The following is a 21,252-nucleotide window of genomic DNA, read 5'->3' on the forward strand; positions in this document are numbered from 1 at the left end:
CGGAGACCGACCGATGGACGTCATCTATGCACTGATCCCGGGCATGCTGGTGCTCGGCCTGGCCGCGGTCGCGGTGCTGTTCTGGGCCGCGCGCAACGGCCAGTTCGACGACCTCGACGGCGACGGGCGGCGCATCCTCATGGACGAGGACGAGATCGACCCGCGCCGCCTCCCCGACGCCGACCCCGACGAGGAGTCGTCGGGGTCGGCGTCGGAGGATAGGCTTAGGTACTGAAGCCGGCGACCTGGGTGTTGAGGGTGCCGACCTGGGTGCGCAGCCCGGTGGCGCTCTCGGCGATCAGCGCGCTGCCCTGACTGCTCTCCTCGGAGACGTCGTGGATCGCGCGGATGCGGGTGTCGACCTGCTCGGAGAGCGCGTGCTGCTGCTCGACCGCCTCGACGATCTCGCGGTTGACCGCGCTGATCTCGGCCACCGACTCGACGATCTCACCGAGCGCCTGCATCGTCGCCGCGGCCTGCTCGGCGCTCTGGTTGGCCTCGGTCATGCCGCGTCTGAGCGTTTCGGCGGTGCGCTGGCTCTCGCTCTGCAACTGCTCGATACGCTCGCGGATGTCGTCGGTGGCCAGCCGGGTCTTGGTGGCGAGCTGACGGATCTCGCCCGAGACCACGGCGAAGCCACGCCCGTGCTCGCCGGCGCGCGCTGCCTCGATTGCGGCGTTGAGCGCGAGCAGATTGGTCTGATCGGCGATCTCGCGGATCAGGTCGACCACCTCGCCGATCGACTGGCTCTGCGCCGAGAGCGATCCGGCCTGCTCCGAGGCGCCGTCGAGCTGGCCGGCGAGCTGGCTGACCAGGGTGTTGAGCCGGCCGATCTGGCCGCTGCCGTGCTCCACCCGTTGCTCGGCGCTGTGTCCCGAGGCCAGCCCGCGCTGGGCGCTCGCCAGGGTGTGTCCGGCGTGGCCGAGCATCTGCTCGACGAAGCGTCGCGCCTCCTCGGCGTCCTGGCGCTGACGCCGCGCGCCGTCGCGGGTCTGGTGGGCGAGGGCGGCGAGCTGGTCGCTGTCGAGCTGGACCCGACCGGCGACCTCGGTCATCACCCGGATGCTCTCCTGGAAGCGATCGAGCATGCGGTTGAAGGCGAGCGCCGTCTCGCCGGCCTCGGTGGCGTTCTCCACCGGCGCGCGCAACCGCAGGTCGCCGCTCTCGACGATCTGTTGCATGGTGCGCATGGTGTCGAGCCAGACCGTGCGGGCACCGTGCTCGACCACGTTGAGCCCCTCGTCCTCCTCCTCCGGGCTGACCCGCAGATCGTGGAACAGCCGCAGTCCGAGGAACACCACCAGGCCGCTGCCGAAGGCCCAGGCGAACACCGCCGCCACCCCGATCAGCTGCACCCCGAGCTGACTGAGGTGGCCGCCGGTGGCGAGCTGGTCGGCGGGGGCGAAGAGGGCGAGCGCCAGCGTCCCCCAGACCCCGCCGAAGCCGTGCGCGGCGATCGCCCCGACCGGGTCGTCGAGCCGCGCGAGATGGAGCAGCGCCGATTCGATGCCATAGACCAGCAGACCGCCGATCGCACCGATCCACAGCGCGTTGCCCGGCTCGACGAAGGCGCAGCCGGCGGTGATCGAGACCAGCCCGGCGAGGGTGCCGTTGAGCACCCGCTCGACCGGGACCCGGCCCTGATTGAGGGTGAGCGCGAGCAGCAGGCTGGCGAGCCCGCCGGCGCACGCCGAGAGCACGGTGTTGAGGATGATCTTGGGCACCGAGGCATCGGCGGCGAGGGCGCTGCCGCCGTTGAAGCCGAACCAGCCGAACCAGAGGATGAAGATGCCGAGCGTGGCTAGCAGCAGGTTGTGACCGGGGATGGGCTGCGGCTCGCCCTGCGCGTCGAAGCGCCCGCGGCGGGGGCCGAGCACGATCACCCCGGCGAGCGCCACCCAGCCGCCGACCGAGTGCACCACGGTGGAGCCGGCGAAGTCCATGAAGCCCATTGCCTCGAGCCAGCCGGGGGTGGTGTCGGCGAAGGCGCTGCCCCAGGCCCAGTGTCCCGAGACCGGATAGATCAGCAGGCTGATCATCGCCGAGATGATCAGATAGGCGTTGAACTTCATCCGCTCGGCCACGGCGCCGGCGACGATGGTCGCGGCGGTGCCGACGAAGGTCGCCTGGAAGAGGAAGAAGGCATAGTCGCCGGGCGCGTCGAGCAACGAGCCGTTGAAGCCGTGCAGCCCGATCCAGCCGTTCTGGCTGGTGCCGAACATCAGCGCGAAGCCGATCAGCCAGAACAGGATCACCGCGACCAGGAAGTCGCTGATGTTCTTGATCGCGACGTTGTAGCTGTTCTTGGCGCGCACCAGGCCGGACTCGAGCGCGGTGAACCCGGCCTGCATCAGGAACACCAGTCCGGCGGCGATCAGTACCCAGATGAGATCGAGTCGTGCACCGACATCGAGCGCTTCTGGTGGTGCGGCGAACACATTGGGGCAGAAGGCAAGGGAAAGAATAATAAGGGCTTTGTGCATGTCCGGGTCCGATCCTTGATGAGTGACTGATCGATATTGGTGCATGTCGATCGGGCGTCACCTCGATGCCCCTTTTTAAAGCATGGGATATGCCAATCTGGTGTTTGTCCTGCCCTTATCAGGGCAAGATGCTGTCGTTGCCGGTGAGGTCAAGTCGGGGTTGATGGACGGCGGACGAGTGGTCTGGTGTGCGGCGAGGGGCCATGTGGTGTGGCGGGAGGAGCGGGTGCAGCCCTCAGGCGCCGAGCCGCAGCGCCGGGGCCAGGGCGCTGCCGAGCGCGAGCAGGCCGGTGAGGATGGCGCCGGCGGCGGTGCGCCATTGCAGTTGGTCGATCAGGGTGGCCTCGTCGCCGCTGGCGATCAGTGGGCGCAGTCGTGGGTCGGGGCCGCGTCCCACGCGTGGTCGCGGCGGGGTCGCGGCGAGCTGGCGCTCGGCGTGCTCGGCAAGCTGTGCGGCCTTGGTGCGTGCCCGCTCCCACTCATCGAGATCGATCTCGCCGTCGCCGTTGCGATCGAGCGCACGCATCCGCTCGGGATCGCGTTTCCAGCGGTTGAGCAGCGCGCGGGTGAGGCGATCGCGCGCCTCGGGGCCGCGTCGCGGGGTCTCGAGATGACCGAGGACATAGAGCAGGTCGTGGTGCTCGATGCGCTCCTCGCGCATCCGCCAGCGCCGCGCGCCGCCGAACAGTTGCTGCCAGGCGCTCGGCGCGGTGCCGGGGGGCGCGCCGCGGTGTGGGCCATACCAGACCCGCGCGCGATGACAGCGTATCTGGGCGCCGCGTGGGTCGACCAGACACTGCCCGCTGCCGTCGTCGATCAGGAAGGGGGTCTCGGAGCTGTCCGCCTCGACCTTGACCCAGCGCTGCTGCCGGCCGCTGTCGCGGCGCTCCTCGATACGGTAGCGATACCACAGACAGGGGGCGCCGGTGAGCGGTGCCAGCAGGGGCGCCTGGTGGGGCGCGGCCAGTCCCTGCAGCTCGACCTGTCCCTGGGCGGCGGAGCGGATCCGTGCCGTCGGGGTGTCGGTGACCCGGCGCAGGTCGTGGTAGCGGCCGAGGGTCCAGCGCAGCGCGAACAGCGCCGCGGCGGTGACGATCGTCCAGCCGATCCAGAACTGCTCGGCCGGGGGCTGCGCCAGGGCATCGGCGAGCGTCTCGAGCATGGTCGCCGGCTCAGCCGAACAGGGCGTCGAGATCGACGTCGGCGCGCGCCTCGCTGAACTCGAGGAGGCTCGCCGGGGTGAAGCCGAGCCGGCGCGCGATCAGCAGATCGGGGAACTGCGCGAGCCGGACGTTGAGCAGATTGACGCTCTCGTTGTAGAGCTCGCGACGGTCGGCGATGGTGTCCTCGAGCTGGGTGATGCGCGCCCCGAGGTCGCGGAAGGCGCGGTCGGCCTGCAGCTCGGGGTAGGACTCGGCGATCGCCAGCAGCTGACCGAGTCCGGCGCGCAGCGCGGTCTCGGCGGTGCCGAGCTGGCGCAGGTCGCCGCGCTCGCGGGCGGCGAACACCGCCCCGCGCGCCTCGACCACGCGCTGCAGGGTCTCCTGTTCATAGCGCATGTACTGACGACAGACGCTGACCAGCTTGGGCAGCTCATCGTGACGCTGCTTGAGCACGACATCGATGTTCGACCAGTTCTTGGCCACCTGATGCTTGAGCCGCACCAGGGCGTTGTAGACGGCGATCGCGTAGATGGCGAGCAGCGCCAGGGCGACCAGCAGGATGACAAGCGTCAGGCTCATGGCTGTGACCTCGTGTGGTGTCCGTCGGGCCGTGTGCATCCGCGTCCGGCACGCACGCCATGCTACACGCCCCTCCCGACCCTGTCCCGGATCCGGTCTATGCTTTGGGGGGATCGTCACGTCGGTGTCGGTTGATTCCGTGATAAGGGCACGAGCCCCTTGCTGAGACGGTCGTCGGTCGTCACGGCAGGGGCGGGACAGGGATGCTTAATGATGCTGCGGATGTTCATCACTGGGGTACTGTTGCTGCTGCCGGAACTGGTCGGCGCCGAGTCGCCCCTGCCGGTGACCACGGTCGAGCTGGGGGCGGTGCTGGTGCATCCGGTGCGCGAGGCGCCGGCCGAGGCGGTGGCACTCAACGACACCCGGCTCGGTGCCGAGATCAACGGGGTGATCGCCGCGATCGATGTGGCCGTCGGCGATCGGGTCGAGCGCGGTCAGGTCCTCGCCCGGGTCGACTGCACCCCGCACCGCATCGAGGTCGCCCGCGCCCGCGCCGCGCTCGATGCCGGGCGTGCCACCCTGGAGTTCAGCGAGCTGCAGCTCGACAACGCGCGCCGGCTCTCGGAGCGACGCAGCATCTCGCAGGAGGAACTCGACAAGCGCGAGGCCGACGCGCGCACCCGCAAGGCCGAGCTCGACCGGCTCCAGGCCGCGCTCGACGCCGCCGAGTACACCGCCTCCAAGTGCACCATCGCCGCGCCACTCAATGCGGTGGTGATCGAGCGCATCGCCAGCGTCGGCGACTATGCGGTGCCCGGTACCCAGATCCTGCGTCTGCTCGACGACGAGAACGTGGAGGTCAGCGCCAAGGTCCAGGAGCAGGATCTCGACGGTCTGGAGGCCGCTGCCGAGATGCGCTTCGCCGGTCGGTTGCGCGACCATCCGGTGCGGCTGCGCACCGTGCTGCCGCTCCTCGAGCGGCGGCTGCGCACCTACGAGGTCCGGCTGCGCTTCGCCGCCGAACCGGCGCCACCGGGTGCCACCGGGCGGTTGCGCTGGCGGGTCGGCGGCGGGCGCATCCCCGCCGATCTGTTGGTGCAGCGCGATGGCGGTCTCGGGGTGTTCGTGCTCGCCGACGGCCACGCACGCTTCCTGCCGCTGCCCGAGGCGCGTGCGGGCCACCCGGCGGCCACCAGTCTGGCACCGGCCACCCGGCTGATCGTCGACGGGCGCTTCCGGGTCGAGGACGGTCAGGCGGTGAGGGTGGATTGAGACGGCCATGTTCGCGCTGCTGATCCGCAACCACGTCCTCACCAACCTGACCTTTCTGCTGGTGGTGGTGCTCGGCGCCATCGCCTATCTGCAGCTGCCGCGCGAGCAGGACCCGAGCGTCAACTTCAATTGGGTGACGGTGCGGGTGATCTGGCCCGGGGCCTCGGCCGAGGACGTCGAGACCCGGGTGACCGAACCGCTGGAGGAGGGCATCGAGCGGGTCGACGACACCAAGTTCGTCAGCAGCAACAGCCGCCAGGGGATCGCCTCGATCCTGGTGCGCTTCGAGGACATCGGTCCCGCGGCCTTCGACAAGCGCATGGACGACCTCAGGCGCGAGATCCAGAGCCAGCTGCGCGAGCTGCCGGCCGATGCGCGCCAGCCCGAGATCGTCGAGGTCAGTAGCGCCAACGCCTTCCCCACCGCCACCCTGGCGCTGGTCGGGCGCGCCGCCGATGAGCAGCTGCGCCGCTCGGCGGTGCAGGTGCGCAAGGACCTGCAGCGGATGTCCGGGGTCGACCGGGTCGAAAGCATCGGTCAGACCGACCCCGAGCTGCAGGTCGACTTCTCCCCCGAGCACCTGGTCGGGCTCGGCGTCTCGCCGGTCGATCTCGCCGATACCGTCACCGCCTATTTTCGCGATCTCGCCGCCGGCAGTATCTCGCTGGGCGATCAGCAGTGGTTCGTGCGCGTGGTCGGTACCAGCGACGATCCGCGCTATCTCGAGGATCTGCCGATCGTCACCGCCTTGGGTGAGTTGCCGCTGCGCTCGGTGGCCGAGATCGTGCGCGGTCATGACGAGCCCGACGAACTGGTGCGCTACGGCGGGCATCCGGCGGTGTTGCTGTCGGTGTTCAAGGCCGACCAGATCAACAACATCGAGCTGCTCGCGCGCATCCGCGACTACATGGACGGGGCCAACGCCGGGTTCGCCACCCTGGGCCTGGAGTTGGTGCTGCTCGAGGATCAGACCCTGGCCACCCAGCACGCGGTGCGGGTGATGGAGCGCAACGCCCTGGTCGGGTTGGCGCTGGTGCTGGTGATGGTGTGGCTGTTTCTCGGCCTGCGGGTGGCGGTGCTCACCAGCATCGGCATCCCCTTCGTGCTCGGCGGGGTGTTCATCCTGCTCGCGTTGTTCGGCCAGACGCTCAACTCGACCACCCTGCTGGCGGTGGTGATCAGCCTGGGGATGCTGGTCGACGATGCGGTGGTGGTGGTCGAGGCGATCTACTACAAGCTGCGCGAGGGCTACGAGGGGGTGGCCGCGGCCGTTGCCGGGTTGCAGGAGGTGGCGGTGCCGGTGGGCTCGGCGGTGCTCACCACCATCGCCGCCTTCCTGCCGTTGATGCTGATTCCCGGGGTGCTCGGCGATTACATGAAGTTCGTCCCGGCGGTGGTCACCCTGGCGCTGTTGATCAGCCTGGTCGAGGCCTACTGGATGCTGCCGAGCCACATGCTCGAGGCGCGCGTCGACCCGGCTCATCCCGGCAAGGTGCAACGCGCCCGGTTGCGCGCCACCGACTGGTTGCGGCGGCGCTTCGCGCGGGCGCTGGTGCGTTTCCTCGGGCTGCGCTGGTGGATCGCGCCGCTCGGTGCGGTGCTGCTCGGCGGTGCGGTGGCGATGGTCGCCGGCGGGCTGGTGCGGGTCGACTATTTCGCCACCGATCTCTATCGGCTGTTCTACATCAACGTCGAGATGCCGCCCGGCACCAAGGTCGAGAAGACCCTCGCCACCCTCGAGACGATCGAGCAGCGGGTGCGCGCCGAGCTGCGTGAGGGCGAGGCGCGGGCGCTGATCAGCTATGCCGGGCAGCGCTTCACCGAGACCGAGCCGATGTTCGGCGAGGAGAAGGGGCAGGTGTTCGTCAGCCTCGAACCGGCCGCGCCCGGACGGCGCGGGGTCGAGGCGCTGATCTCGGCGGTGCGCGCGGCGGTCGAGGCGGTGCCGGGACCGCTCGAGGTCTCCTTCCTGCGGCGCAAGATCGGGCCGCCGACGCTCAAGGCGATCAACGTCAAGGTGCGTGGCGACGACGTCGCCGAGCTGCGCGCGGCCAGCGCCGAGATCAAGCGCTTCCTCGCCGCCACCCCGGGGGTGGTCGACATCAGCGACGACGACACCCGCGGGCGCATGGAGCTGGAGGTGCGTCTCGACCCCGATGCCATCGTTCGCGCCGGGTTGAGCCCGGCCGAGGTGGTGCGGATGGTGCGCCTCTATGCCGACGGCGAGGTGGTGGCGAGCATGCAGCACCAAGGCGAGCGTCTCGAGGTGCGGGTGCGCGGCGCGCCGCGCGCGCTGCTCGACACCCGCTCCTTCCTCGATCATCCGGTGGGGCTGCCCGACGGCAGCGAGATCGCCCTCGGCAAGCTGCTGCGGGTCGAGACCCAGCGCACCACCAGTAACATCCGTCACTACGATTTCCGGCGCGCGATCACCGTCGAGGCCGACATCGACAGCACCCGGACCGACACCGTCAGCGCCAACCTCGCCATCCGCGCCTTTTGGGCCGAGACCCGTGATCGCTACCCCGGCGTCGACATCGATCTCACCGGGCAGAACGACGACATCGAGGAGAGTCTCAATGCCATCCTGGTGCTGTTCGTCGTCGGTCTCGGGCTGATCTATCTCATCCTCGGCGCCCAGTTCGTCAGCTACCGCCAGCCGCTGCTGGTGCTCGCCACCGTGCCGATGGCCTTCATCGGCGTGGTGGTGGGACTGTTCGCCAGCGCCAATCCGCTGAGCCTCTACACCCTCTACGGGGTGGTGGCGCTGGCCGGGATCGCGGCCAACGACTGTATCGTGCTGATCAGCACCGCCAACCGCTATCTCGCCAACGGGCTGGGGGTGGCGCGCGCCGTCGTCGCCGCCGCGCGCCGCCGGGTGGTGCCGATCATCATCACCTCGCTGACCACCATCGCCGGGCTGGTGTCGCTGGCCACCGGGCTCGCCGGCGAGTCGTTGATGTGGGGGCCGGTGGCCACCGCGATCGTCTGGGGGCTCGGCTTCTCGACCCTGCTGACGCTGTTCTTCATCCCCGCGCTCTATCTCGTCTTCACCCGCCCGCCGCCCTCGCCGCTGCAGCGCCTGGCACTGCTGCCGCTGCTCGTCGAGGGCGAGCCCGGGCCCTGGGCGCGGTGGTCGGAGCGGCTCGGTGGCGGGGCCCGCCGCGCGCGCGTCGCGGCCGCGCGCATCCCCGACCTGGAGTGGCGCGAGCGCTATCGCGCCGCGGTCGCCGCGGTCGACGCCGGCGAGCTGGAGCCGGCGATCCGCGAGCTGCAGTGGCTTGCCGACCAGGCCCCGGAGTCGACCCTGTTCGCCTCCGCGCTGGTGCAGGCGCTGTTGCTCTATCTCCACCGTCTGGGTGGCGATGCCGGTTATGTCGAGCGCGCCCGGCGTTATCTCGCGCGTGCTCGCCGGCTCGACCCCCAGGCCCGTCACCTGCTCGAACTCGAACGCGTGCTGCGCGGTTTCGAGACCGAGAGCGCGGCCTGAGCGGTCATCATCCATGCTCGGATAGCCTATATTCTTTGGTGTATGACCCGATTGAAGCGGCTGCGTGCTGTTGACGCCGAAGGGGGTGCGCGACGGTGCAATCGAAGGGTCTCGAGCGGCGCATGTGCCCTCGGCGACCCGACCGGGCAAGCGGGCTGGGCGCGCTCCCCCTGCCACCGAGCGCGATGATGCATGATCTCCTGGTGAGGAGCCGTAGTATGCGCATTCGTCTCAAGCTCATCGCCCTGGCCGTCGTCGTCTTGCTGGCGTTGACGACGGTGCTGGGCGCCACCTGGTGGGCCTGGCAGCGGGCCGCCTCGCTCGACGAGTCGAAGGAGCAGTTGCTCGAACTCGCGCTCGAACTGACCGGTCTCGAACGCGAGGCCCGTCTCTTCATCGACCAACTCGATCCGGCCTCCATCGATCGCTTCCAGGCGCGAGCGCAATCGCTCGTGCGTTTGCGTGCCGCGCTGCGCGCGCGGCTCGATCGGCAGGGGCTCGGAGGGGAGGTCCTGGAGCCCTTTACCGGCGCGTTCGACCAGGCCACCGACGCCTTCGAACGCCTGGTGGCGACCTACCGCGAGGTCGGGCTGGATCCACGCTCGGGGCTCTACGGCAGCCTGCGCGAGGCGGTGCATCAGGCCGAGGCGGCGGTCGAGGCGCTGGGGCGTGACGATCTGCTGGTCGGCATCCTCCAGCTCAGGCGCAACGAGAAAGACTTCATGCTGCGCGACGTGCGCGACTATGTCGCCCGTTTCGAGGACAACCATGCCCGGCTGCTCGCCGACCTGGGGGGCGCGGAGACGACGACCCGTGCCGCCCTGGAGCGTTACCGGCGTGATTTCCTCGCCCTGGTCGAGGGGCGCGAGCGGATCGGACTCGCGCCCGACGCCGGGCTGCGCGGTACCTTCGAGACGCGACTCGCCGAGAGCCAGAGTCGGCTCACCAGGGTCGTCGATGAGGTCGACGCGCTGCTGGGGGTGGCGCGCCAGCGCACCGCGCTCGCCCTGATCGGGCTGGTGACGACGGTCTCCGTGCTGGTGGTGGCGCTGGTGTTGGGACTGGCCCGCCAGCTCGATCGAGGCCTCGGGCACAGCGCCCGGGTGATGCAGCGGATTGCCGAACAGCGCGATCTCACCCAGACCATCGCCCTCGCCGGGCGTGACGAGCTGGCGCAGATGGGGCGTTATTTCGACGCCATGATCCAGCTGCTGCGCGAGTTGCTCCAGCAGGGCGGGGAGGCGAGCGCCGCGCTGCGCGGGGCGACCGCGACGCTCAGCGAGAGTTCGGCGAGCACCATCGCCGGGCTGCGCACCCAGCGCGCCGAGACCGAGCAGGTGGCCAGCGCGGTCACCGAGATGGCCGCCACCATCGAGGAGATCGCGCGCAATACCGACGCCACCGCGGAGCAGGCACGCGAGGCCAGCGGCAATGCCCAGGCCGGTCAGCGGGCGGTCGGTGAGACGGTGGCGCGGATCGAGGCGCTCACCGAGCGGCTCGCCGAGTCGGCGCGGATCGGTGCGACCCTGGTCGAGCACGCCGAGCAGGTCGACTCGGTGCTGGCGGTGATCGGCGCCATCGCCGAGCAGACCAATCTGCTCGCGCTCAACGCCGCGATCGAGGCGGCGCGCGCCGGCGAGGCCGGGCGCGGTTTCGCGGTGGTCGCCGACGAGGTGCGCGCGCTCGCCGATCGCACCCAGGGCTCGACCCGCGAGATCGGCGAGACGCTCGAACGGGTGCGTGCCGAGGCGCGCGCGATGATGGGCGAGATGGATGCCAGTCTGGAGCAGGGGCGAGGGAGCGTCGCCAAGGCCCGCGAGGCCGGTGAGCTGCTCGAACGCATCGCCGTGGAGATGGAGCGGATGCTCGACATGACCACCCAGATCGCCACCGCCGTGGAGCAGCAGAGTCAGGTCGGTCGCGCGCTCGATGCCAATCTGGTGACCATCCGCGACCTCACCGAGGAGACCGCCGCGCGCGCCGAGGACGACGCCCGCACCGCCGGGCAGGTCGCCGCCCAGGCCGAGGTCCTGGCGCGCAACATCGCGCGCTTCGAGACGTGAGGCGGCAGCGGTCAGCAGGCGGCAGCGGCCAGCCGCCAGCCGCCAGCCGCCAGCCACTAGCCACCAGCCACCAGCCGCCAGCCACCAGCCACCAGCCACCAGCCGCCGGTCGCCGGTCGTCAGCCGCCAGCCGCCAGCCGCCAGCCGCCAGCCACCAGCCGCCAGCCACCAGCCGCCAGCCGCCAGCCACCAGCCACCAGCCGCCGGTCGCCAGCCACCGGTCGCCGGCCGGACTATGCTAGCCACTGGCGGCTGATCGCTGGACGCTGGTGGCCGAGCGCGTTTTCGCCCCTGGGGTTGCCGGGTGCGTCGGTGTAGCATAGCGCGCTTTTCTCCGACGACTTTGAATCGAGCATGATGGATGATTTCGTACCCGGCCAGCGCTGGCTGAGCGAGACCCAGGGTGAACTGGGTCTGGGCATCGTCTCCACCGTTGACGCGCGTTGCGTGCAGATCGCCTTTCCTGCGGTGGGCGAGACGCGGCTCTATGCGCGCCAGAGCGCGCCCCTGGTCCGGGTCGAACTCGCCCCCGGTGAGCGGATCCGCGACCGTGCCGGGCGCGAGTTGGTGGTGGTCGATACCCGCACCCAGGGTGGACTGATCAACTATGTCTGCGAGGACTGTGAGGGGGCGCGCTGCGAGCTGCCCGAACTCGAACTCGACGACCGCCAGCGCTTCAACCGGCCGCAGCAGCGGCTGCTCGCCGGGCGTATCGACAGCGACCGCTGGTTCAGTCTGCGCTATCAGACCTGGCTGCGCGGACAGCGCGAGGCCGACTCCGAGGTATTCGGTCTGCTCGGCGCACGGGTCGCGCCGGTGCCGCACCAGCTCCATATCGCCGCCGAGGTCGCCGAGCGCGAGGCCCCGCGGGTGTTGCTCGCCGACGAGGTGGGGTTGGGCAAGACCATCGAGGCGGGCCTGATCCTGCACCGCATGTTGCTCACCGGGCGTGCGCGTCGGGTGCTGGTGGTGACCCCGGAGCCACTGCTCAACCAGTGGCTGGTGGAGATGCGTCGACGCTTCAACCTGCGCTTCGCGCTGTTCGACCGCGCGCGCTTCGACGCCATCGAGGAGGACAACCCCTTCCATGCCGAACAGCAGGTGCTCTGCAGCCTCGATCTGATCGCCGGGGAACCCGATGCCGCGCGTGCGGTGCTCGACGGGCAGTGGGACCTGCTGGTGGTCGACGAGGCCCACCACCTGACCTGGGACGAGGAAGACGCGAGCCTCGAGTACGAGCTGATCGCCGCGCTCGCCGAGATCACCCCCGCGGTGCTGCTGCTCACCGCCACTCCCGAGCAGCTCGGGCGGGCCGGGCACTTCGCGCGGCTGCGGCTGCTCGACCCGGCGCGCTTCCACGACTATGCCAGCTTCCAGGCCGAGGAGGCCGAGTACGCGCCGGTCGCCGAGCTGGCGGCGCGGTTGCTCGACGAGGCCCCGCTCGAGCCGGACCAGGCGGCGCTGCTCGCCGGGCTGGTCGGTGACACCGAAGGGGTCGATCGCGCCGAGCTGATCGAGCGTCTGGTCGACCGTCACGGCACCGGGCGGGTGCTGTTTCGCAACACCCGCGCGGCGATCGAAGGCTTCCCCGCGCGCGAGCTGATCCCGCACCCCCTGCCCGAGCCCCCGGCCTTCGCCGCGATCCCGGGCACCGGCGCGCGGCTCAACCCGGAGCGTGGCTTCGGGCCCGACTGGGAGACACACGACCCCAGGGTGGACTGGCTGATCGAGACCCTGCGCGCGCTGCGCCCGGCCAAGGTGTTGCTGATCTGCGCCGATGCCGCGACCGTGCTGACCCTGCGCGAGGCCCTGCAGCGACGCGCCGGGATCCATGCCGCGGTGTTCCACGAGGGCATGTCGATCGTCGAGCGTGATCGCGCCGCGGCCTATTTCGCCGCTGCCGACGAGGACGGAACCCAGCTGCTGATGTGTTCGGAGATCGGCAGCGAGGGGCGCAACTTCCAGTTCGTCCATCATCTGGTGCTGTTCGATCTGCCGCTCGAGCCCGATCTGCTCGAGCAGCGTATCGGTCGGCTCGATCGTATCGGTCAGACCGAGACCATCCGCATCCACGTCCCCTATCTCGCCGGCGGTCCGGGCGAGACCCTGTATCGCTGGTATGCCGAGGGGCTGGGTGCCTTCGAGCAGCCGCGACCGGCGGCCACCACGGTGTTCGAGTCGCTCTCCGATCAACTGCTCCAGGTCCTGCGCGACCCCGAGGACCTGCCGGCACTGATCGACGCGGCGCGCGCGCGCAGCACGGCGCTGGAGCAGGATCTGGCCGGTGGTCGCGATCGCCTGCTCGAGCTGCACTCGCACCGTCCCGAGCGCTCCGCCGCGCTGGTCGAGGCGATCGAGTCCGAGGACGGCGGTCGCGAGGTGGCCGACTACATCGGCCGTTTCTGGGATGCCTTCGGGGTCGAGTACGAGCCCGGCAGCGGTGGCTCGGTGATCGTGCGCCCGGGGCAGAAGATGCTCCAGGAGCACTTCCCCAGGCTCGACGCCGAGGGGCTGACCGCCACCTTCGATCGCACCGACGCGCTCGCCCACGAGGATCGCGAGTTTCTCACCTGGGAGCACCCGATGGTGCGCGAGGCGATGGAGCTGCTGTGCGACTCCGATCTCGGCACCTCGGCGGTGACGCTGATGCGCGACGCGCGCTTCGAGCGCACCACCATGCTGCTCGAGGTGCTCTATGTCGCCGAGTGCGTGGCGCCGCGCGAGTTCGATGTCGGGCGCTTCCTGCCGCCGACCCCGTTGCGCCTGCTGATCGACCCCGAGGGCAATGATCTGGCCGATACGCTCGCCCACGACACCCTCGTCGGCGAGTGCCTCACCCGCAACATCAAGCTCGCGCGCTCGGTGATCAAGTCGCAGACCCCGAGACTGGCGGCGATGCTGCTGCGCGCCGAGACGCTGGCCCAGCAGGCGTGCGAGCGTCTCGAGGTGGCGGCGCGGGCGCGGATGCGCGAGGGTCTCGATGGCGAACTGGCGCGGCTTGCCGCGCTCGCCGAGGTCAACCCCAATGTGCGTGCCGATGAGCTCGAGGGGCTGGCGGCGCGGCGCGCGCAGCTCGAGCGCTATCTCGGCAAGACCCACCTGCGACTCGACGCGGTGCGGGTGGTGGTGATCGCCTAGAAGCCGATACCGATGCCGCCGCCGACCCCGTGGAAGCCGCCACTGCCGATGCCGATACTGATCCAGGGACGGGTCACCGGCCGGCTGGCGGGGCGCTGCGCGTCGGCTGTCGGCCAGAGTTGTAGCGATGCCTGATCGAGCCGTGGCGGGTCGTCCGTGACCAGGGTGACCCGTCCGGTGGCGGTGAGCGTCTGTCCCGGACGATATTCGGCCGGATCGAGGAACCCCGGTCGACGGATCAGGAAGTGCCCGCGCGCGGGGAGGCTGGTGCGTGGACGACCGCAATCGTCGAGCGGGTGGGCCTCGACCATCAGCTCGGTGGTGGTGGCGAGGTTGCGGGTGCTGAGCAACACGCCGCCCCAGCTCACCACCGTGCCCTGATCGCTGGCGCGTGCCGTCTGTGGGGCGAGCGCGGTGTCGCCGACGGGGTGATGACAGTGCTCGGGCGTCCCGGCGCAACCCTGTAGCAGCAAGCTCCCGAGCAAGAGCCCCGCAGATCTCCCGAGGCGCATCACCACGGACCGTACCAAGGGCCTCGCCAGGGGCCGTACCAAGGGTAGGGCGCATAGACCCCGGCGGGATAGCGCGGCACCGGGATCGGCTCCGGCCACAGGTGCGACTGCTCGACCGCGACCACCGGGTAGCGATAGGGATAGTCGCCGACCGGGCGGGTACGGGGCGGCAGCAGGATGCCGACGACGGTCAGGGTGCGCTCCTCGGGATAGCCTGCAGGGTCGACGAAGCCCGGGAACTCGGCGAGGAAGCGTCCCTGGCCGGGGGTGTCCGGGTTGGGTTCGCCGCTGCTGTCGAGTGCTCGGGCGAGCAGCTCGATGGTCGTGTGCTCCGCGTGGTTGTGCACCGCGAGGATGGTGCCGCCCCAGCGGACCCGCTCGCCGAGATGGGCCGTCGGGGCCTGCTGTGCCGCGGCCGGGGTGGTGGCCACCCCGGTGGCGTGGCGGATGGCCTCGGGCACACCGCTGGCGCAGCCGGCGAGCCATAGCGGCAGGCCGAGCGCGAGGATGGCGCCGAGCCGGCGGGCCGGTTCAGCCCGCCTTGGCTTCGCGGTAGGTGTCGAGTTCATCGGCGGAGAGCCTGCGTGCCTCGTCCTCGAGCATCACCGGGATGTCGTCGCGGATCGGGTAGGCGAGCTGGGCCGAGACCGAGATCAGCTCGTTGCGCGCCTTGTCGAAGATGAGTGGACCCTTGGTCACCGGGCATACCAGGATATCGAGCAGTTTCTTGTCGAGCATTCTGTTCTCCTCAGCAATGGATGGGGGCTGGCCGCGCCGCTGCCCCAGGTTGGGCTGAGTTTACCCGCCCGACGGTTGCGCTGGCGAGCGCGCCGGGCGGACGGGGACGAGCGTCGCGAGGGCGTGATCGGGTTGCAGGGGGCGACTGGCGGTCGCCAGCCGCCAGCTACCAGCTACCAGCTACCAGCCACCAGTCGCCAGTGGGTAGTCGCCAGTGGGTAGGCGCTCTCGACAACAGCACGGCGTGCCATCAGCCGTCGCGCACGTCCTTGACGTCCGTGCTTGAGGACAGGCGGCCACCGGCCGGCTGATCGCTGGCAACCTGAACACCTCTTTGCGTTCTTTGCGGCTTGGCGGTTCAATCTTCTGGCCGCTGGCCGCTGGCCGCTGGCCGCTGGCCGCTGGCCGCTGGCCGCTGGCCGCTGGCGGTGGAGATCGCGCCCGGCGTCGTCTTAGAATGCCTCTCCAATGTGTTCGTCCCGGGACTTCGGGTGTCGGGGCGGCCCCTGCAACCACTGGGATCCTCCGCATCGCCCATGTCCATGCCATCGCTTGCCCGTTGTCGGGGGCGCTGTCTGCTGCGCCTGCTCGTCGCCGTCATCGCCCTGGTCGCCATCCTCGGTTCACTGTGGCGGCTGCATGCGGCCAGCGCCGGGGTCGAGATCAGCACCCAGCGCATCGACGGGGTGCCGCTGACCCTGTACCGGCCCGCCGGGGTCGAGCGCGCCCCGGCGGTGGTGATCGCCCACGGCTTCGCCGGCTCGCAGCGGATGATGCAGCCCTATGCCCTGACCCTGGCGCGTAACGGCTACGTCGCCGTCACCTTCGACTTCGCCGGTCACGGGCGCAACCCGGCGCCCTTCGTCGCCTCGCTCGAGGATCAGCAGCGGCGTCTCGCGATCCTCACCGCGGGGCTCACCCCGGCGGTGGCGCTCGCCCTCGAACACGCCGACCCGAGCGGGCGGGTGGCGCTGCTCGGTCATTCGATGGCCGGTGACGTGCTCGCGCGCCATGCCGCGGCCCACCCCGAGACGGTGGTGGCGAGCGTGCTGCTCTCGCCCTATCTCTCGCCCGAGACCGAGGTGGCGCCGATCCGCAACCTGTTGCTGGTCTATGGCGCGCTCGAACCCGAGATGCTCCACGCGCAGGGGCTCGAGCGGCTTGCGGCGATGCTCGACACCGAGGTGGCGCCGGGCGAGGTCCACGGCGCGCCGGAGACGGGCGACGGGCGCGGGCTGATGTTGGTCGAGGGCGCCGAGCACATCGGTGTGCTCTATGCCGAGGGAGGCCAGCGCCTGGCGCTCGACTGGCTCGATCGCAGCTTCGGCCATGTCAGCCAGGGCGGCGTCGATCGGCGCGGCGGCGCGCTGGCGCTGCTCTTTCTCGGGCTGGTGGCGCTCGCCTGGCCGCTGGCGGCGCTGCTGCCGCGTGCGGCCGCGACGCCGCGCGGCGCCGGGCTCGGCTGGCGGCGGCTGTGGCCGGTTGCGGTGGCCCCCGCGATCCTGACCCCGCTGCTGCTGTGGCCGCTGCCCACCGGCTGGCTGCCGATCCTGCTCGGTGATTACCTGTCGCTGCACTTCGGGCTCTACGGGCTGCTCACCCTGGCCGGGTTGTGGTGGGTGCGTCGGCGCGGCGGGGGCGGCGAGACGCCCGCGTTGCCGCCGGTCGACTGGTCGCGGCTGGCGTTGGCCACGCTCGCGGTGATGCTCTACTTCGGGGTGGCGCTGACCTTGCCGATCGATCGCTTCGTCACCACCCTGGTGCCCGACGCCCACCGTCTGCCGCTGGTGCTGGCGATCCTCTGCGGCACCGCGCTCTATTTCGCTGCCGACGAGTGGGTGACCCGGGGACAGGGCGCCGGGCGCGGCGCCTATGCCGCGACCAAACTGCTGTTTCTGCTGTCGCTGGCGCTGGCCGTGGCGCTCAACCTCGCCGAGCTGTTCTTCCTGGTGATCATCATCCCGGCGATCCTGGTCTTCTTCCTGGTCTACGGGCTACTGAGCGGCTGGGTCTATCGTCGCGTCAACCATCCGCTCGCCGGCGCCCTGGCCAACGCCCTGGCCTTCGCCTCGGCGGTGGCGGTGACCTTCCCGGTCGTGGGGTGAGGGGGCAGCCGCCAGCCACCAGCCGCCAGCCGCCAGCCGCCAGCCCCCAGCCACCAGCCATCAGCCGCCAGCCGCCAGCCACCAGCCACCAGCCGCCAGTCATCAGCCGTCGCGCAGGTGTCTGGCGAGGGGAGGCCGCCACTGGTGGCTGGCGGCTGACCGCTGGAGGCTCTTCCCCCCTTTGCGCCCTTGGCGCCTTTGTGGTTCAAACTTTCGCTGGCCGCTGGCCGCTGGCCGCTGGCCGCTGGCCGCTGGCGCTGTTACGGTCTTCGCACCCCGGTCGCTCTGGATGTAGACTGACCGAACGCCGGCGGACAGGATGATGAGCCGCGATCCCACACAAACGCGGCCACGCCGGTTGTCTGTTCACGACAACGATCGCGCTTACCACCAATCGAGCCGGAGGAGCATGGCCATGGTCGCGTTTGCCCAACTGCATGCCCAGAACCACAAGATCATCGAGCTCTCGAACGTCTTTCTGTATCTGGTGCGAGAGCGTTCGATGTGTGACACCGAGGTCGCCTGCGATCTCTTCTTCGATCTCACCACGCGCATCCGCGAGCATATGGAGCTGGTCGATCGCGAACTCTGCGGTCGGCTCATCGCCCGCCCCGAGCAGCAGGTGAAGAACACCGCCAACCGCTTCCTCTCGGGCTCGATCGAGATCAAGCGCATCTTCGCCGCCTATGTGAAGCAATGGTGTTCGCAGCAGCGTCACAGCCTCACCATCGGCGATCACGCCGCCTTCCTCCAGGACACCGAGCAGATGATGGCGCTGGTGATGGACCGTATCCAACGCGAGACCGAGCACCTCTATCCGCTGATCCGTCAGGTCCAGGGCAACGACAAGGAAGTGGCCTGAGCCAACCGACTCAGGCCACCGCGCCGGCTTCATGCAGCGCGGCGATCCAGTCGCGCTGGCGTCGCCGCGCGGCCTGCTCGCCGAGCTGCGTGCGCAGCCGTTCGCGGACCGCGTCGAGCGGGATCGTCTCGGCCGGGTGGATACGCTCGCAGCGCAGCAGGTGCAGGCCCAGCGGGCTCTCGACCACGGTGCTGATCTCACCGCGGGCGAGCGCGAACAGCGCGGCGTCGAGTGCGGGGTAGAGCTGGCCGGCAGTCAGGGTGCCGAGCCGACCCTCCTCGAGCGCGGTCGGGCACTCCGAGTGACGCTTGGCGAGCGCGCCGAAGGCATCCGGGTCGGCGGTGAGCCGCTCGGCCAGCGCCGCGATGCGCGCGCGCGCGGTCTCGGGGCGGTTCTCCGCGTAATCGGGGTTGATGGTGATGAGCAGGTGGCGGGCCTCGCGACGCTCGGGCTGGACGAAGCGCTCGCGGTGGCGCTGATAGAAGGCGGCCAACTCGTCCTCGCTCGGTGCCGGGGCCTGGGCGCCGATGCGACGCAGCACGGCGTCGAAGCGCAGCTCGCGCTCCAGGGCGCGGCGCAGCGCGGCGACATCCAGTCCGCCATCGGCGAGCGCCGCCTCGAAGGCGACCTCATCCTCGTAGCGCTCGAGCAGCTCGGCAAGGCTCGCGTCGAGCTGTTGGTCGGTGATCTGCGTGGCCGCCGCCTCGGCGGTGGCGAGCACCAGTGCCTCGAGCTGCTGACTGCGCTCGGCCAGACGCTCGGCCTCGGCGCGCTGGACGGCGTCGAGCTGGGTCGGTGGACACTGGAAGCGACTGGCCGAGGCGCGGATCAGGTGGTAGGGGTCGATGCGCGCCTTCATCCGGCCTCCTGGGGTTCGGGTTGGTCTTCGGGTTGGTCCAGCGCCGACTCGGGCACCAGCAGCGGCGTACGCCCGGCGAACAACACCTGATAGCACACCCCCTGCGGGTGATCGCGCTCGACCCGCAGCACCTCGCCGACCTCCCCGGGCTCGACCAGTACCTCGCCGCGCAGCGCCAGTCGGCGGGCGGCGGCGACCCGCTCGCGCGCCTCGAAGCGGCTCGGGGTCCAAGGCGCGTCGGCCGCCTGCAGCTCCTCCTCGCGACAGCCGACCACGCGGCCCTCTTCGATGAAGTGCACCGCGTAGATGATCTGGTCCTGGAGGAAGGTACCGACGTCACGCACGTGGCCGACGGCGCCGCGACGTACCAGCAGATCGCCGCGCGCGCCCTCGGGGAAGGTGCCGTCGTTGCGCAGGTTGCGGATCACCCGCACCGCATCGCCGAACTCAAAGTTGGGGCGCATGGTCACCTCCCGCCGGGTCGAGTTGGAGATCGACCCGCACGCCGCTGCGCGGTCCGTGCAGATGGAAGACCCGGAACACGCGCTCGGTGCGCGCGTCGGACGCGACGAAGTCGTGATAGGCGCGGGTGAGCAGCTCGGCGCGCCGCCGGTGACGAGCCTCGGCCTGTTCGGGCAGGGGCTCGGCGTCGGCCAGATAGTCGTGGAAGCGCTGCAGGATGTGCAGCCGGTTGACCCGGACCACGGCCGGGTCGTAGTCGATCTCAAAGTGCTCGAGGAAGTCCTCGGCGCTGACCAGGTCGTGCAGGTCGCTGTCGTCGTTCATCGGCGGCTCCGGTTCAGGCGGTGTGGGCGGTTGCAGTGGGCAGTTCGCAGAGGAAGCGCTGCAGGTCGGCGGCGACCGGGGCGCGCTTGGTCGCGGTGACGAAGCGGCGCACCAGCGGCAGCAGTCGCTCGGCCTGATCGAGTCCGACCTCCTGGTGCAGCAGCTCGGCATAGGCCTGGCGCACCGCCTGGCGGCCCGAGTGCTTGCCGAGCACCAGGCGGTGATGGCGCCCGAGTTCGGCCGGGTCGATGCCCTGGTAGTTGAGCGGGTCCTTGAGCAGGCCGTCGACGTGGATCCCGGCCTCGTGGGTGAAGGCACCGTCGCCGACCAGGCTCTTGTGCCAGGCCACCGGGCGTCCCGAGGCCTGGGCGACCAGGGTCGAGACCTGCTCGAAGGCGTGCAGGTCGACCCCGGGGTCGATCCCCTGGGTGTGTCTGAGTCCCATCACCACCTCCTCCAGCGCGGCGTTGCCGGCGCGCTCGCCGAGTCCGTGCACCGTGGTGTTGAGGTGGGTCGCCCCGGCACGGGCCGCGGCCAGGGTGTTGGCGGTAGCCAGCCCGAGGTCGTCGTGGGCGTGCATCTCGATCTCCAGGTCGCAGGCGGCACGCAGCGTGGCGATGCGTGAATAGACGCCGAAGGGCTCCATCAAGCCGACGGTGTCGGCGAAGCGGATGCGGCGCGCACCGGCTGCCTGGGCGACCTCGGCGGCGCGGGCGAGGAACTCGGGATCGGCGCGCGAGGCGTCCTCGGCGCCGACGCAGACCTCCAGCCCGAGCGCGCGCGCCTCGGGCACGCAGCGCGCGATCTGGCGCAGCGCCCAGTCGCGATCACGGCCGAGCTTGCACGCCAGCTGCTGGTCGGAGAGCGGGATCGAGAGGTCGACGAGATCGGCGTCGAGCCCGGCGCAGCGGGCGATGTCGTCCGCGCGCATCCGGCACCACAGCATCAGCCGCGCGGCGAGCCCGAGTCGGGCGATGGCCTGGATCGCGTCACGCTCGTCGGCGCCCATCGCCGGGATGCCGATCTCGAGCTCGGGGACGCCGAGGGCGTCGAGCGCGCGGGCGATGGCGAGCTTCTCGGCGAGCGAGAAGGCGACCCCGGCCGACTGCTCGCCGTCGCGCAGGGTGGTGTCGTTGATGGTGATCGGGCGGACTGAATCCTTCATCTGTGGGCTCCGTACAGCACTTGACGAGACTTGTTAGCAAAGGAAGTGCCAGCGTCTTCGATGACGTGGGTTCTCAGCGGGTTGCGCGCCAGGA

General features: G+C 70.4%; 17 protein-coding genes. 7 read left to right on the forward strand and 10 right to left on the reverse strand.

Annotated features, from left to right (window positions below):
• Window positions 1-13 precede the first annotated feature (13 nt).
• Window positions 14-235 (forward strand): cbb3-type cytochrome oxidase assembly protein CcoS, encoded by a 222-nt coding sequence (gene ccoS, locus EBL84_RS06680; protein WP_123140104.1) that lies wholly within the window; start codon window positions 14-16, stop codon window positions 233-235.
• Here ccoS and amt read toward each other — a convergent pair.
• From amt to EBL84_RS06695, 3 genes are all read right to left on the reverse strand, one after another.
• Window positions 225-2,483 carry an ammonium transporter gene (gene amt, locus EBL84_RS06685; protein WP_123140105.1) on the reverse strand — a complete coding sequence of 753 codons (2,259 nt, stop codon included), beginning with the start codon at window positions 2,481-2,483 and terminating at the stop codon, window positions 225-227. The genes ccoS and amt overlap by 11 nt on opposite strands.
• A gap of 235 nt (window positions 2,484-2,718) precedes the next feature.
• Window positions 2,719-3,645 (reverse strand): GIDE domain-containing protein, encoded by a 927-nt coding sequence (locus tag EBL84_RS06690; protein ID WP_123140106.1) that lies wholly within the window; start codon window positions 3,643-3,645, stop codon window positions 2,719-2,721.
• 10 nt (window positions 3,646-3,655) lie between these two features.
• Window positions 3,656-4,225, reverse strand: coding sequence for a LemA family protein (locus EBL84_RS06695; protein WP_005222678.1), 570 nt, complete (start codon window positions 4,223-4,225; stop codon window positions 3,656-3,658).
• Between the two features lie 210 nt (window positions 4,226-4,435).
• Here EBL84_RS06695 and EBL84_RS06700 point away from each other — a divergent pair, with 210 nt between their 5' ends.
• The 4 genes from EBL84_RS06700 to rapA all read left to right on the forward strand — a co-directional run bounded on the left by EBL84_RS06700 (window position 4,436) and on the right by rapA (window position 14,131).
• Window positions 4,436-5,440, forward strand: a complete 1,005-nt coding sequence (locus tag EBL84_RS06700; RefSeq protein WP_123140107.1) for an efflux RND transporter periplasmic adaptor subunit — start codon at window positions 4,436-4,438, stop codon at window positions 5,438-5,440.
• 7 nt (window positions 5,441-5,447) lie between these two features.
• Window positions 5,448-8,930, forward strand: a complete 3,483-nt coding sequence (locus EBL84_RS06705; protein WP_123140108.1) for an efflux RND transporter permease subunit — start codon at window positions 5,448-5,450, stop codon at window positions 8,928-8,930.
• Between the two features lie 218 nt (window positions 8,931-9,148).
• The gene (locus EBL84_RS06710) at window positions 9,149-10,993 is read left to right on the forward strand and encodes a methyl-accepting chemotaxis protein (protein ID WP_123140109.1); all 1,845 of its coding nucleotides are present in this window, start codon (window positions 9,149-9,151) and stop codon (window positions 10,991-10,993) included.
• A gap of 357 nt (window positions 10,994-11,350) precedes the next feature.
• Window positions 11,351-14,131, forward strand: a complete 2,781-nt coding sequence (gene rapA / locus EBL84_RS06720; RefSeq protein WP_223806967.1) for an RNA polymerase-associated protein RapA — start codon at window positions 11,351-11,353, stop codon at window positions 14,129-14,131.
• On the opposite strand, the gene EBL84_RS06725 is transcribed toward rapA, so the two are convergent.
• From EBL84_RS06725 to EBL84_RS06735, 3 genes are read right to left on the reverse strand one after another with little or no spacing between them, the layout of a single operon-like run.
• Window positions 14,128-14,616 (reverse strand): Slp family lipoprotein, encoded by a 489-nt coding sequence (locus tag EBL84_RS06725; protein ID WP_165913454.1) that lies wholly within the window; start codon window positions 14,614-14,616, stop codon window positions 14,128-14,130. The genes rapA and EBL84_RS06725 overlap by 4 nt on opposite strands.
• A gap of 26 nt (window positions 14,617-14,642) precedes the next feature.
• Window positions 14,643-15,212, reverse strand: coding sequence for a Slp family lipoprotein (locus EBL84_RS06730; protein ID WP_123140112.1), 570 nt, complete (start codon window positions 15,210-15,212; stop codon window positions 14,643-14,645).
• A complete protein-coding gene (locus tag EBL84_RS06735; RefSeq protein WP_005222694.1) occupies window positions 15,175-15,381 on the reverse strand; it encodes a Trm112 family protein in 207 nt (68 codons plus the stop codon). Before EBL84_RS06735 ends, EBL84_RS06730 begins: the two co-directional genes overlap by 38 nt.
• Window positions 15,382-15,917: 536 nt before the next feature.
• Here EBL84_RS06735 and EBL84_RS06740 point away from each other — a divergent pair.
• Together EBL84_RS06740 and EBL84_RS06750 are read left to right on the forward strand one after the other, a co-directional pair.
• On the forward strand, window positions 15,918-17,486 hold the full coding sequence (locus tag EBL84_RS06740) for a S9 family peptidase (protein WP_223806968.1): 1,569 nt from the start codon (window positions 15,918-15,920) through the stop codon (window positions 17,484-17,486).
• 415 nt (window positions 17,487-17,901) lie between these two features.
• Entirely contained in the window at window positions 17,902-18,348 is a 447-nt protein-coding gene (locus tag EBL84_RS06750; protein WP_123140177.1) for a hypothetical protein, read from the forward strand.
• 10 nt (window positions 18,349-18,358) lie between these two features.
• Here EBL84_RS06750 and nifM read toward each other — a convergent pair whose 3' ends face one another.
• The 4 genes from nifM to nifV are packed head-to-tail and all read right to left on the reverse strand — an operon-like array spanning window position 18,359 to window position 21,158.
• Window positions 18,359-19,207, reverse strand: a complete 849-nt coding sequence (gene nifM / locus EBL84_RS06755; RefSeq protein ID WP_123140113.1) for a nitrogen fixation protein NifM — start codon at window positions 19,205-19,207, stop codon at window positions 18,359-18,361.
• Complete coding sequence (locus EBL84_RS06760) at window positions 19,204-19,671, reverse strand: nitrogen fixation protein NifZ (RefSeq protein WP_123140114.1); 468 nt, start codon at window positions 19,669-19,671, stop codon at window positions 19,204-19,206. Before EBL84_RS06760 ends, nifM begins: the two co-directional genes overlap by 4 nt.
• On the reverse strand, window positions 19,655-19,993 hold the full coding sequence (nifW, locus tag EBL84_RS06765; protein ID WP_123140115.1) for a nitrogenase-stabilizing/protective protein NifW: 339 nt from the start codon (window positions 19,991-19,993) through the stop codon (window positions 19,655-19,657). Before nifW ends, EBL84_RS06760 begins: the two co-directional genes overlap by 17 nt.
• Before the next feature lie 13 nt (window positions 19,994-20,006).
• Window positions 20,007-21,158, reverse strand: a complete 1,152-nt coding sequence (gene nifV / locus EBL84_RS06770; RefSeq protein WP_123140116.1) for a homocitrate synthase — start codon at window positions 21,156-21,158, stop codon at window positions 20,007-20,009.
• Between the last annotated feature and the right edge of the window lie 94 nt (window positions 21,159-21,252).

The organism is Marichromatium sp. AB31, from assembly GCF_003718685.1.
GTDB lineage: Bacteria > Pseudomonadota > Gammaproteobacteria > Chromatiales > Chromatiaceae > Marichromatium > Marichromatium gracile.

What these genes read in the sequence shown, in the direction of transcription:
- ccoS (WP_123140104.1), top strand. Translation starts at nt 14, where the DNA reads ATGGACGTCATCTATGCACTGATCCCGGGCATGCTGGTGCTCGGCCTG.
- amt (WP_123140105.1), bottom strand. Translation starts at nt 2,483, where the DNA reads ATGCACAAAGCCCTTATTATTCTTTCCCTTGCCTTCTGCCCCAATGTG.
- EBL84_RS06690 (WP_123140106.1), bottom strand. Translation starts at nt 3,645, where the DNA reads ATGCTCGAGACGCTCGCCGATGCCCTGGCGCAGCCCCCGGCCGAGCAG.
- EBL84_RS06695 (WP_005222678.1), bottom strand. Translation starts at nt 4,225, where the DNA reads ATGAGCCTGACGCTTGTCATCCTGCTGGTCGCCCTGGCGCTGCTCGCC.
- EBL84_RS06700 (WP_123140107.1), top strand. Translation starts at nt 4,436, where the DNA reads ATGATGCTGCGGATGTTCATCACTGGGGTACTGTTGCTGCTGCCGGAA.
- EBL84_RS06705 (WP_123140108.1), top strand. Translation starts at nt 5,448, where the DNA reads ATGTTCGCGCTGCTGATCCGCAACCACGTCCTCACCAACCTGACCTTT.
- EBL84_RS06710 (WP_123140109.1), top strand. Translation starts at nt 9,149, where the DNA reads ATGCGCATTCGTCTCAAGCTCATCGCCCTGGCCGTCGTCGTCTTGCTG.
- rapA (WP_223806967.1), top strand. Translation starts at nt 11,351, where the DNA reads ATGGATGATTTCGTACCCGGCCAGCGCTGGCTGAGCGAGACCCAGGGT.
- EBL84_RS06730 (WP_123140112.1), bottom strand. Translation starts at nt 15,212, where the DNA reads ATGAACTCGACACCTACCGCGAAGCCAAGGCGGGCTGAACCGGCCCGC.
- EBL84_RS06735 (WP_005222694.1), bottom strand. Translation starts at nt 15,381, where the DNA reads ATGCTCGACAAGAAACTGCTCGATATCCTGGTATGCCCGGTGACCAAG.
- EBL84_RS06740 (WP_223806968.1), top strand. Translation starts at nt 15,918, where the DNA reads ATGTCCATGCCATCGCTTGCCCGTTGTCGGGGGCGCTGTCTGCTGCGC.
- EBL84_RS06750 (WP_123140177.1), top strand. Translation starts at nt 17,902, where the DNA reads ATGGTCGCGTTTGCCCAACTGCATGCCCAGAACCACAAGATCATCGAG.
- nifM (WP_123140113.1), bottom strand. Translation starts at nt 19,207, where the DNA reads ATGAAGGCGCGCATCGACCCCTACCACCTGATCCGCGCCTCGGCCAGT.
- EBL84_RS06760 (WP_123140114.1), bottom strand. Translation starts at nt 19,671, where the DNA reads ATGCGCCCCAACTTTGAGTTCGGCGATGCGGTGCGGGTGATCCGCAAC.
- nifW (WP_123140115.1), bottom strand. Translation starts at nt 19,993, where the DNA reads ATGAACGACGACAGCGACCTGCACGACCTGGTCAGCGCCGAGGACTTC.
- nifV (WP_123140116.1), bottom strand. Translation starts at nt 21,158, where the DNA reads ATGAAGGATTCAGTCCGCCCGATCACCATCAACGACACCACCCTGCGC.